We start from the raw sequence: 12,339 nt of genomic DNA on the forward strand, positions 1-12,339 counted from the left end.
TAGATTTTAGAAACTTTTTAGTTTGGTAATGTCTTTTTTTCTTCATTATTAAAATGAAACGACCTTTTGCAATGAGATCATTACTATTTTAGCGTTTAATTATCTTTAATTAATAGACTTGGATAAAAATCTTCTTAAATTTGAATATTAATTTGATATATGATTAAGAATTTAATTAGATATTTTAAGAGCATTTATTTTATTAAAGCATTTTTAGTTGCTTTAGCCATGGTAATTGCTGTGTTAGTCTCAGTTTATTTTTTCGATAGTTTTGATGTAGGGTTTAGTATTGCTTTAGGTGCTATTTTATGTGCTCCATCAGATGTTTCTGGTAGTGTGAAACATAAGTTTTATGGAATGTTGGCATCTATAATTTTAGCCTTTTCTATCACGTTATTAATAGGTTGTTTTAATGATTATCTTCCTGTTTTAGTTCCTTTATTAATCGTTTTAGTTTTTTTAGTTTCTTACATATCTGTATTTGGTTTTAGAGCTTCTTTAATTTCCTTATCAGGTTTAATTGCATTGGTTTTAGCTTTCGGACACCATAGCACAGAGATTTCTATTTTAGAGCATTCGTTATTTATTGTGTTAGGTGGTATTTGGTATTTAATTTTAGCAATTTCAACACAATTGTTGTTGCCTAAAGTTCAAGCAGACTTTTTGTTTGTTGAATTATTGGAAAAAACAGCAGAGTTTATAAAAATTAGGGGAAAACTGTTAGCGGAAGTAAATGATAGAACACTTCTTTTAGAAGAAAATTTTAAACTTCAAACAGCCATTAATGAGCTTCAAGAGAATATACGTGAAGTTGTTTTAGAAAAAAGATTCAGTTCAGGGTTTAGCAATAGAACAAGGCGTCAGCAGTTAATTTTTTCTAAAATTATTGAAATTTATGAGCTCGCTATTTCAAATGCAATAGACTATGAAAAGTTTGATAATCTATTTAAAGAACATCATGAGAAAGTAGATGAATTTAAGCTTTTAATTTTTGAAGTTTCAGAAAAACTAAATCACATTTCAAAAGTTATTTTAAAGGAAGAAAAGCTAACTTATGAAAACAATTTTAAGGTTTTACTTAAAAAAATAGATAATCATATTCAAATTTATAAGGTTGATGTTGGCTTACCAGAATCTAGAGAAGGGGTTATCTTTTTATTGAATTATAAAGCATATCAAGAAAAACAGATTAGTAATTTAATGGATATTGTTAGAATACTAGACAACTATTCTAAAAACGATAAAATTAGAGCCATTAAAGATGCAGAACAGTTTTTAACTACTCAAGATTATGATGTTAAAAAACTGAAAGCAAATTTTACATTTAAGTCACCTATTTTTAGACATTCTTTAAGATTAACGCTTACCATGCTCATTGGTTTTGCAATTGGTTTTGTGATAGAAATGCAACAATCTTATTGGATTTTGTTAACGATAGTTGTTATTATGCGACCTGGTTATGGCTTAACTAAACAAAGAACAAAGAGCAGGGTAGTAGGTACATTAATCGGAGCTGCTGTAGGCGTCGGAATCATTTTTTTAACACAAAACCCAGTTATTTATGGTTTAATAGCTGCATTGTCTTTAATAATTGGTTTTTCTTTGGTGAAAGAGAATTATAGAAATGCGGCAGCTTTTATTACACTTTATGTGATTTTTATGTATGCATTAATCCATCCAAATATCTTAACAGTTATAAAGTTTAGAGTTGCGGATACGTTAATTGGTTCTTTGTTAGCGTATGTTGCAAATTACTTTTTCTGGCCTGCTTGGGAAGCTAAAAATATCAAAGAATTTTTATCAAAATCTATTGAAGGTTTTTCTGATTTTTTAAAACAGATTGATGTTTTGTATCACCAAAAAGGAGAAGTACCTACAGTTTATGCGTTGGCTAGAAAAGAAGCGTTTTTACAAGTAGGAAACTTAAATGCTGCATACCAAAGATTGGTTCAGGAGCCTAAATCTAGGCAAGAGAATATAGCAATATTTTACGAGCTTGTAACCGTTATTAATACTTATTTATCCTCACTTTCTTCTTTAGGGATGTATATAAGAACAAATGAAACAGGTAAAGTGCCAAAACAATTTGAAGTTTATATCAAGCATATCTTATCTAATTTAGACAAGGCGATGGAACTTTTAAATAATACAGAATCTACAATTTGTTTAGAAAGTGAAGAGTTAGCTATTGCTACAAAACATTATGATGATTATTTTCAAATTTTATCAAACAAAAGAGATAAAGAAATTGAAAAAGGACTGCCAATTACAAAAGAAATGAGGTCTCAATTACATGAAACACAATTAGTGTCTGAGCAAGTAAGATGGTTGTTAAGCTTGTCTGAAAGTTTGATAAAAAACATCAAGAAAATTTAGTTTTTTATCAAACTTCATATAGACTGTAAAGTGTTTTTATTTGTAATATTTAATAAACTTTCTCGCCATTTAAGAAAGTAGAAACAGCTTTTGTATTCGGTATTTTATTTCCCTCAACTTTCATAATATCTTGATTTAAAATTACAAAATCTGCAAATTTACCAACTTCAATAGAGCCTTTTTCATCTTCTTCAAAATTAGAATAAGCTGCCCAAATAGTCATTCCTTTTAAGGTTTCTTCTCTGCTTAAAGCATTTTCCATCTGAAAACCATTTTCAGGATAATTGTTGAGGTCTTTTCTAATAGTGGCCGCGTAGAAAGTTAAAAACGGATTCACTTGTTCTACAGGGAAATCTGTACCCAAAGCAATTTTTCCATATTTGTTTAATAAATCTTTAAAAGCATATGCACCTTTCATTCGTGTTTCACCTATTCTGTCTTTTGCCCAATACATATCAGAAGTTGCATGTGTTGGTTGTACAGAAGGTAGAATGTTATCAAATAATTCAAAATCATTAGGAGCAATAATTTGAGCATGTTCTATTCTCCATCGTCTGTTTTTTTCGTTTTTTAAAACTTGTTTATACGTTTTTAAAAGCCAAGTATTTGCAGAATCACCAATAGCGTGTGTATTCATTTGAAAATCAGATGCAGCAATTTGTTTTGCAATTTCTTGATATCTCTCTGGGCTATAAATCAAGGCGCCAAAATGATTTTCTCTATCAGAATATGGTTTACGCATTGCAGCTCCTCTAGAGCCTAATGCACCATCTCCATACACTTTAAAAGAACGCACATTTAATCGGTCGGTTTTTACAATTCCATTGTTAATGTAATAGTCTATTTCTTTTTGATTATCGCCAGAAACCATTGCGTAAATACGCATTTTTAAACTTCCAACTTGTTGTAAACTATCAATTAATTCAATTGTTTTTCTGTTGATTCCTGCATCATCTACGGTAGTTAATCCATAAGAAAAAGAAATTTTTTGCGCGTCTAATAAACCTTTAATAGTTTCTTTTTTTGATGAATTAGGTATTTTAATAAAATCCATAGCAGCATCTATTAAAATACCCGTTAATTCGCCATCTTTTAAGATGATTTCTCCTCCAGAAATTTTTGTATCTTTTGTAATTTCTGATAAATTTAAGGCAGCCTGATTAACCAATAAAGCATGACCATCTACTCTTGTAATGGCAACAGGGATTGTTGGAAAAAGTTTGTCTAATTTTTCTTTTGTTGGAAATTCTTTCTCTTCCCAATCATTTTGATCCCAACCACGACCTGTAATAAAAGTTGAGTTTTTTTCTTTCTGAAAAGCGACTAACTTTTTTAGCACTTCATCGTAACTTTTAGTGCCCGATACATCTACTTTTTGTTGTTGCATTCCCATTCCATAAAAATGACAATGTGCATCTATTAAACCAGGTACAATTGTTTGATTTTTTGCATCAATAATATTTTTAGATTTATATGTTTCTTGTATTTCTTCAGATGTTCCAATAGCAATAAATTTTCCGTCTTTTATGGCAAAAGCAGCTGCTTTTTCAAATTGTTCGTTAACGGTATATGTATTAGAATTGATGACAATTAAATCTGCTTGTTGTTGTGTACTACAAGAAGCAAATACAAATGATAAACTAAGTAATATAAGCAATTGTTTCATTTTTGGTGGTTCTAAGTTTATGATTTGAGGTAAATGAGGTATGATAAATACATCAATAAAAATTGCAAAGGAATTCTAATAATGGCTATTTTTTTAGAACCAATTGCAGGTCTTTCTTTTGTAAGGTCCCAAATATGGATTGGAAGAAAAAGAATCATCAAAATAAAAATACCAATGGCAGCATTCTTTACTGTAGATGGAAAAAATAATCCCAATCCCAAGAAGAATTCAATAATTCCAGCTAAATAATTAACCAATTTTTTTGGTAAAAAATTAGGGATAAAGTGTTTAAAAATATTAGGTTTTATAACGTGCATAATTCCTGCAAAGCAGAAAAACACACCAAAAATTATTTTTAAAACAAGTATAAATACATCCATAAAATTAAGGTTTTACCGGAGTATTGTTATATAAATATTTATCCATTAAATAAATTATGCTTGCCATAGAGGCGCTACCTAACTCTAACTCACGTTTGTTTACTTTGTCAAAAGTATCTGTGCTAGAATGATGATAATCAAAATAACGCTGAGAATCTGGTTTGTAGCCAACTAAAGTGACATTTTCTGCTTTAAGTGGACTGATATCTGCGCCAGAACTTCCTTTATCTAAATCGTGTAAACCGTAAGGAGTTAGTAATTTTTTCCAGCTTTGTAAAAGTTTTGTGTTTACCGTATTTGCATCTATAGAAAAACCTCTTGGGGTATGACCACCTTCATCAGACTCTAAACCAGCAATATGTTTTTCTTTATTTAGTTTTGCTAATTCTGCATATTTTAATGCACCTCTAATTCCATTTTCTTCATTCATAAAAAAGACAACTCGTAAGGTGTTTTTAAGTTTTATGTTATTCTTTTTAAATAAATAAGCAACTTCTAAAGACTGTACAATACCTGCACCATCATCATGAGCACCTTCACCTAAATCCCAAGAATCTAAATGACCTCCAACAACCATAATGTTTTCTGGAGTTTTAGCCCCTTTTATTTCGCCTACAACGTTAAAAGAAGGTGCATCCGCTAAGGTTTCACAATTTTGTTTAAAGTAGAATTTTAAGGTGGGGTCTTTCTTTAAATCAGTACTTAAAATTTCTGCGGCTCTAGAGCTAATTGCAGCTGTTGGTATGTATTGTTCTTTTGGTAAATCTCCATAACTCATGGTTCCAGTATGTGGATAGTCATCAATAGAATTGGTCATTGATCGTACAATAACTGCTTTTGCTCCAAATTTACCACAAACCATTGCCCCAGCATAACGTTGTCCAGCACAACCTCCGTATGCTTGAAAGGTGTTTATTATGGTGTTGTCAAAAGCACCATTGAAGAAAATAATTTTACCGCGTAATTTCTCGCCTATTTCTTCTGCCTCTTTTAAGCTTTTTACTTCTATAACTTCCGCTAAAATACCAGTTTTTGGGGTTGCAATAGAAAAACCTAATGCACAGATTGGTACGTCTTTTTGTATGTCATTTATTGTGTAAGTAGCAACTTCTTTTTCTCCTCTAACCCAATGTGGTACCATAACAGGTTGTAACCAAACCGAATCTAACCCAACTTCTTTCATTAGTTTTTCTCCCCAAATCACGGCTTTTTCAGCTTCTGGAGAACCTGATAACCTGCCACCAATATTTTGAGTTAAATCTCGTAACCACTCATAAGACTTACCTTCTGTTAATGCAGTGTTGAATAGTGTTTTTATATTTGTGGAATCAATTTTTTCTTCTGCAGAAAATTGAGTGTTGTCTATTATTTTTTCTTGTTTTTGATTGCAAGAAATTAGTAAGATTGATGATAAAAATAAGAGTAGTAATTTTTTCATATTTGGTAGATTATTTAATTTTATAAAGCTACAAAAATGAAATGACTATTTATTTAATTTGTAAATGAATATGATCATCATGTCTAACTGCTCCACAACCATGAAACCGAACCTTAGAATTACTGATGTTTAACCTGTTTTTAAGATGAGGTTCTATAAAAATTTTGCTAACAGATTTCTCTTTTAAGAGCTGTATAATAAGATTTTTAGTAGCTTTTTCTGATAATTTTAAATTTGAATTAAAGCTACCTAAAGTAAAGTATTTGGTAAAATCATACTGCCAAAATCCTTTTTCTTTGCAAATTTGGGTTTGATTGGTTTCATTCTTTTTAGGTGAAACAAAGACTCCATAACCACTGTTAGATGGTTTTAAATTTGTTTTTACACCTTTTTCAGTTTGATATATAAAAGAAATATCAATCTTTTTACCATCATTATGACTTAAATGTGGAAGTAATGGAAAACCATCAAAAAAAGGAAAATTTGCATCTAAATAAATAACTTTTAAAGAAGGAGATTTGGTATTAAACTTTAAAGAAACAGCTGTTAATACTTTATGCATTTTAGGCGTTACGTAGTTTCTGTTAAAGAGTTTTGTTATAAAATTATGTGCTGCCAAGTTTTTAGTATCCTCAATTTTAACACGTCCAAAAAAGGGTGCAACTTTTGGAACGATTAAAAAAGATGTTATTAAATATACAGTGGTAAAAAATAATATCCTCTTAAATTTATATTTTGATATTTTATTAGAAATTAACAAAAATGTAATTGCATATAATATGCCACCAATTTGAGTTATTACAGTTAAAAATGTAAAAATTAATAAATGTAGGATTCTTTTACTTAAATAGTTAATGCTCATTTATAATTTTACTAGCCTCAGAAAGTATGCTTCGATGTTTTTTGGCATTTACGTTAGTCATGGCATTTATTTCTGTAATAACTTCCGTTAAAACTTCTTTTGCTGCTGCTATTTTGTTGTTTCTAATTAAGAACTTAGAGAGTTCTAGTCTTTCGCTATAATGAGAATAACGGACATCAATTTTTCTTAATTGATTTTCTGCCAATTCTATTTTGCCTTTTTGCTCTAATGCCAATCCATAAAAAAAGATGGTTTCTTTAAAGTTTTTTTGAAGGTTTATTTTTGGAGCATACGCAACAACCTTATCATAATTCTGAATGTTATAATAACAAATAATTAGTTTGTTTATGGTGTGTGGGGCGTCTTTAAAATTACTTTCTAACGCATTTTCATAGTGTTCAATTGCCTTGTGATACTCTTTGTTTTGTGCATACGCATCGGCTAAATTAATTTTATTTTGAAATGTGTTAGAAAATTGTAAGGCTGTTTCTAATTCTTTAATCTTTTTTGTAGGATTAATTATAGTCGTTATTTCTTCTGTAATATGAGTAACGTCTCCTTTACTGATTACCTGTGTTAAAAGGTAAATAATACACCCCAATAACGGAATAAAAAAGATGATAAAATACCAGTAAAAATTGTTCTTATTCTTGTAAGCATGATACACACAAAAAACTTGAAAAGCAATAATAAAGTAGTACAGCATAAAGTAAATTTAATACAAAATTTTAAAAATCGAATTTATACGTTAAACCTCCTAGTACTTGAAACCCTTGTGTGTCAAAATTTGCAAAACGTTGGTATTTTGTATTTAAGACATTATTTAGTTTTAGAAAAGCAGAAAACTTATCGTTAAAATGATATCCTCCGTTTAGGTTTACATCTGTAAAAGAATCTACAGTTTCTGTGCCGCTAAAGCTAGTAGGGTATTGGTTAGCATACAATGCATCTTTTCTTTCGCTTACAAAGAAAATATTGGCACCTGCAAACCATTTATTTGTTTTGTATTTGGCAGAAATATTTCCTTCTAAAGAAGGTAAGTTCCAGGCTTCTATAGCGTTTTCTAAAGTATAGTTATTGTATATTCCTTGTAGTCCGAATGATAGGTTTTTAGAATATTCATATTCTAGCTCTGCAAAAAAGGTGTTGGTTTTTACATCATCATAATATACATCAAAAGAGTTGCCATATTCATAACCATTTAAATCCATGCTATTATAAGTAGTATTGGTTCCATCAGATTTAGAATTGTTTCTTAAAAATAATGGTTTGTCTTCTTCTGATTTAAAACTAGCCTTAACGTTAAAACTTAAATCATCTATAATTAAACCTTTAAAGCCCAAAAATAAGTTCGATTTTTCTAAAGTTTGCGTTATAAAAAGTGTTGGTGAAACATATGGATTTTCTTCTGTAAAGTTTTTGTAGGTATTGGTATGTAAATCACCCGTAAAACCTCCGTAAACATTTAAATATCCTTCTATTATTGGTCCTTCAACAAAAATATCAGGTAATATAAAAAAGTTGTTCGCGCTGTTTTCTGAATCAAACGAAGCAATTAATTTAAGACCCGGTTTTATAGAAAAACCTTCTAATTCTATTTTATATTGTGGGTTTATGCTAATGGTAGTTGTACCATATTTTACAGCATTAGAATTGCTATAATCGTTTTTAAATTCTCCCTTTAAAAACTCGATACTTGTAGCTATAGAAATATCATTTAAGTTTGATCTTAAGAAATCTAAAGGCAGATTTAATTTAGCTTCAAATTTGGCTAAAATTTCACTGCTTTTATAACTATCTGTAAAGTTGGCTATTTTTATTTTTCCTGAATGAATATAAGAATCCTGAAAATTGAACTCGCCAATTAAATCAAAATAATTATATACTTGCTCTTCATTTATAGAAGAAATTGTGGGAGCAGTATAATTAAGGTCAGGTAAACCGTACCAATTATAAAGATTTCTTTCAGAATTTAAACTTACTTTCCAATCGAAATAACGCTCTTGTTGTTTGTAAAATGCCCCAATATTAAAGTTAGAAAAATTACTATTAAGTGCTGTGTTACTCACATTGTCTAAAGAAGCTAAGTATTTTGCATTAAAGCCAAATTCGTTTTCAAAACTTGTACTATGGTTTAGATATGCTTCTAAATATGGAGTTGTATAATTACCAAAACCAGCTGCTAAATAGTTCTTGTACACTCTTTCTTTAACGCCTACATCAATGCCTTTTACAACACCGCTTTTAGGAATAAAAGTAGAGGCAACCGGAGCAGAAAAAATAGTGTATTCTAGTTTTTTCTTCTCGTTGTTTTTAAGCAATTCTATTTTTGGATTTTTATTGATCTTTTTGGCATCAGAAATTTTAGGATTGTATTTTGTAACAACATTTACAACTTCTGTTTTTACGGTGTCTATAGCCTGTTCCTTTTTTTGTGCGTTTAAACTTAAAAAAGAAAAATAGACTAGAAATAATATGAAACCTTTTTTCATTATTTTTTATTTTTTTTAATTGTCATCTCCTCTTTAATTGGAGTTACAGAGTTATTAGTTTTGGCTTCGTTTTCTTTAATTATTTTTAGCTCTTCTTTTGCTTCTTCAACAATGTCTTTAAATTGTGTAAAGTTTTTAATGATGTTTTCTAAAACAAAAGTAGCTTGATATACATCTTTTAAACCATAATAGTTTTTACCCATTATAATATAACTTTTTACAGCCCAATATTTATAAGAAGAGTAATTTGCTATTAAATCTTGAACCGTTTTATTTGAATCTAGGTATTCTTTTTGTTGATTTTTAAAGAAAGCATTATAATACAATGCTTCTGCTTTTAATTCACCAGAAGCCTTCGTTTCTAGTTCTGTATAATATTCTTCTGCAGTGTAAAAATCTTCATTTTTTAAGGAAGCTCGTGCAATAATTATTTTAGCATCGTTTTCTAGTTGGCTATTTAATTTATCTTTTGCAAGAATTTTTTTAGCGTATTCTATTGCTTGATTATATGATGATGTCTCAAAATAGCCTTTCATAAGATTACTCTGAGCAAATAATATGTTTTCTGTACTATAAGCTTCTAACTCTAATCTATCTAAAATTTGTATGGCATTTTCAAATTCATCCCTTTCAAGAAATATTTGTGCTAATTTGGCAAGAGAATCTTCGCTATATTCATTTTGTCCTTCTTCTAAAACATTTTGATAATAGGCTATAGCCTTGTTAAATTCTTTTTCTTTAAATAAGATGTCTGCCAAGTAATAATTAGCCTTTAGTTTGTGAATTCCATCAGGAAAAGAAATGGTGTATTTAGAAAGTGCTATTATAATTTCATTACCATCTTTAGCTTCAAAATATTTTTTCTCTGCTACAGCAAAGGTCGTATTGTCTAAATCTGAATCTGTAACATTGATAAATTTTAAGCCAGAGATCCAATCTACATATTCGTTTAAGTTGCCATTATCAATATAAATATTTCTAGCATTTGCAACTGCTTCAAAAGCATCAGGAGAATTTGGGAATTGACTCGTAGTTTGTTTAAATTTTTCTAGTGCTTTTTTACTCTCATTTTCACTATAATATAATAAGCCCTGACGCACTAATGCTTTTGGTAGAAAAATACTATTTGGGTGTTTTTCTATTAACCTATTGTAAGCAAGATGTGCTTTGTTATTATCCTTTATTAAGGTGTATGTATTTGCTAGTTGAAATAAAGCATCATCTTTTAAGTTAGAAATTTGGTATTTATTTACAACATTGGTAAGCGCATTAATTTTAGCTTGGTTATTTTCTATAAAACCATAACTCATCCCTATTTGGTATTGTGCATAATCTGCTTCTGCACCATAGGTATTAACAACGGCAGCATAAGCGTCAATTGCTTTTCTGTAATTTCTAAGCGCAAAGTAACTATCACCCAAACGAATAAATGCATCGTCTTTAATGTCTTTTTCTATAGTACCATCTTGTAAGAAATTTTCGAAAGAAACGGCAGCACTAGCATATTCTTTTAATGTAAAATTACTGTACCCTATATTGTAGTCAAGTAGTTTAAAATCTTCACTATTTGATTTTAACTCCCTTTTTAAAGCAGTAAATTTAGATAGTGCTTCTTTTGGGCTCTCTAATTGATATAAAGTTTCTGCTTCCCAATATTTAGCTTTTTCACTTATAGATATGTCTGTAGCTTTTTTACCTGCAACAAACAAAGGCAATGCTTCTTCTAATTTTTGATCATTAAATAACTGAATACCTCTGTACAGAGAAACTTCAGAAATTAAAGAATTATTTTTCTCAGTTTTCTTTTTATTTAGAAACTCTAAAGCACCTTTAAAATCTTGCTGATGTAAGAAAGAAGAAACTACTAAATCATTAATTTCTTCATAAGCTACAGATTTTGGGTATTCTTTTAAGTACTCTTGTAAAACTTCTGCAACACTTTTAAAAGGATTTCCTGCTTCGTAACTTAATTTAGCATAATTTAAAGCAGCATCTTCTTTAATTTTTCTATCAAAATCCATTTCAGAAGCCGTTTTAAAAGCATTTAAAGCCTCTGTTTTTTTATCTAAATTAAGGTAACACTCACCTAAATGATAATATGCATTTTGAGAAACAAAGTTTTTCTCGTCAATAATTTTATTAAAATTACTAATTGCGTTTTCAAAATCGTTTTGCTTGTAATAGGCATATCCTAATTGATAAAAATCGGTGTTGTTCCATTTTCCTTTTTTACCAGTATATGCTTTTAAATACGGAATTGCTTCACTATATTTTTCTAAATTGAAATAACTCTCACCAATTATTTTAGAAATCTCAGACCTGTCTTTTCTCTTAAAAGTGTTAATCAATTGTTTACCAACCGTAATACAACGTTCAAATTTACCTGCCTGAAAACTAATATCTAATAAATAGTAAGAAATTTCTACACGATAGGTTTCATTGTCTGCAATTTCTTTAAAGGTAGATTCTGCAATGCCATAATCTTCTAATTTATAAGCAATGTAGCCGTAATAATATCTAGAATCGTTCCCGTATTTGGCATCATTAATTAAAGGAAGAAATTTTTCTTTAGCCAATGGCAAATTGTTGGTAACCACATAAGAGTAGCCCATTTTAAAATTGAGTTCTTTTTTATCTTCTGTAGAAAGGTAACTGGCATCTACTTTTTTGAACCATTTAAGTGCATAAGCCGCTTTTTTATTGGCAAAGTAATAATTTGCAACCGTAAATATGGCTGTATTTTTTTTACTACTATTAGGGTTCTCTTCAATAAAAGCAAGTACTTTTTTGTCTGCTTCTGGCTGCTTTAATCGTACAGCACACATAGCATCATAATAAGCAGCATCTGCTTTTAAATTAGAGGCTGTAGTAGCCGTTTTATGTATTGCTATAAAACTTGTTTGTGCGGCAGCATAGGCTTTTTCGTTAAATAATTTTATAGCATTATTGTATTTTGTAAAAAGATTTGTTTCTACAATTGTTTGCTGACTATAACCTGCAAAAACAATTAATAATAAGAAACATGTAATAAAACGTTTTTTTATAAAAATTAATTTCATATAATTATTTTTGATACCTAGAATGAATAACGAACTTATTTTAATTTTGTTTGATGTTAGAAGAAA

8 protein-coding genes are annotated in these 12,339 nt (G+C 29.4%); 1 reads left to right on the top strand and 7 read right to left on the bottom strand.

The genetic code is table 11. The features are described from left to right. Positions 1–159 precede the first annotated feature (159 nt). The gene (locus tag WG945_RS14500; protein ID WP_068451314.1) at positions 160–2,376 is read left to right on the top strand and encodes an FUSC family protein; all 2,217 of its coding nucleotides are present in this window, start codon (positions 160–162) and stop codon (positions 2,374–2,376) included. A gap of 49 nt (positions 2,377–2,425) precedes the next feature. Here the strand turns inward: WG945_RS14500 and WG945_RS14505 are convergent, their stop codons facing one another. Genes WG945_RS14505 through WG945_RS14535 form a run of 7 tightly spaced genes read right to left on the bottom strand, consistent with a single transcriptional unit; the run spans position 2,426 to position 12,273 of the window. Beyond that, complete coding sequence (locus WG945_RS14505; RefSeq protein ID WP_068451316.1) at positions 2,426–4,042, bottom strand: amidohydrolase; 1,617 nt, start codon at positions 4,040–4,042, stop codon at positions 2,426–2,428. Between the two features lie 17 nt (positions 4,043–4,059). Further along, on the bottom strand, positions 4,060–4,422 hold the full coding sequence (locus WG945_RS14510; protein ID WP_068451319.1) for a DoxX family protein: 363 nt from the start codon (positions 4,420–4,422) through the stop codon (positions 4,060–4,062). A gap of 4 nt (positions 4,423–4,426) precedes the next feature. Further along, positions 4,427–5,860: a M20/M25/M40 family metallo-hydrolase gene (locus tag WG945_RS14515; protein ID WP_068451323.1), complete on the bottom strand. Its 1,434-nt coding sequence runs from the start codon at positions 5,858–5,860 to the stop codon at positions 4,427–4,429. A 49-nt stretch (positions 5,861–5,909) separates the two neighbouring features. Then, positions 5,910–6,722: a hypothetical protein gene (locus WG945_RS14520; RefSeq protein WP_068451325.1), complete on the bottom strand. Its 813-nt coding sequence runs from the start codon at positions 6,720–6,722 to the stop codon at positions 5,910–5,912. After that, entirely contained in the window at positions 6,712–7,428 is a 717-nt protein-coding gene (locus tag WG945_RS14525; RefSeq protein ID WP_068451327.1) for a tetratricopeptide repeat protein, read from the bottom strand. The genes WG945_RS14520 and WG945_RS14525 overlap by 11 nt, the downstream gene beginning before the upstream one ends. Positions 7,429–7,450: 22 nt before the next feature. Then, positions 7,451–9,214 carry a TonB-dependent receptor gene (locus WG945_RS14530; RefSeq protein ID WP_068451330.1) on the bottom strand — a complete coding sequence of 588 codons (1,764 nt, stop codon included), beginning with the start codon at positions 9,212–9,214 and terminating at the stop codon, positions 7,451–7,453. Further along, positions 9,214–12,273, bottom strand: coding sequence for a tetratricopeptide repeat protein (locus tag WG945_RS14535; protein ID WP_082864285.1), 3,060 nt, complete (start codon positions 12,271–12,273; stop codon positions 9,214–9,216). Before WG945_RS14535 ends, WG945_RS14530 begins: the two co-directional genes overlap by 1 nt. Positions 12,274–12,339 lie beyond the last annotated feature (66 nt).

This window comes from Polaribacter atrinae, assembly GCF_038023995.1.
Taxonomy (GTDB): Bacteria; Bacteroidota; Bacteroidia; order Flavobacteriales; family Flavobacteriaceae; genus Polaribacter; species Polaribacter atrinae.

What these genes read in the sequence shown, in the direction of transcription:
- WG945_RS14500 (WP_068451314.1), top strand. Translation starts at nt 160, where the DNA reads ATGATTAAGAATTTAATTAGATATTTTAAGAGCATTTATTTTATTAAA.
- WG945_RS14505 (WP_068451316.1), bottom strand. Translation starts at nt 4,042, where the DNA reads ATGAAACAATTGCTTATATTACTTAGTTTATCATTTGTATTTGCTTCT.
- WG945_RS14510 (WP_068451319.1), bottom strand. Translation starts at nt 4,422, where the DNA reads ATGGATGTATTTATACTTGTTTTAAAAATAATTTTTGGTGTGTTTTTC.
- WG945_RS14515 (WP_068451323.1), bottom strand. Translation starts at nt 5,860, where the DNA reads ATGAAAAAATTACTACTCTTATTTTTATCATCAATCTTACTAATTTCT.
- WG945_RS14520 (WP_068451325.1), bottom strand. Translation starts at nt 6,722, where the DNA reads ATGAGCATTAACTATTTAAGTAAAAGAATCCTACATTTATTAATTTTT.
- WG945_RS14525 (WP_068451327.1), bottom strand. Translation starts at nt 7,428, where the DNA reads ATGCTGTACTACTTTATTATTGCTTTTCAAGTTTTTTGTGTGTATCAT.
- WG945_RS14530 (WP_068451330.1), bottom strand. Translation starts at nt 9,214, where the DNA reads ATGAAAAAAGGTTTCATATTATTTCTAGTCTATTTTTCTTTTTTAAGT.
- WG945_RS14535 (WP_082864285.1), bottom strand. Translation starts at nt 12,273, where the DNA reads ATGAAATTAATTTTTATAAAAAAACGTTTTATTACATGTTTCTTATTA.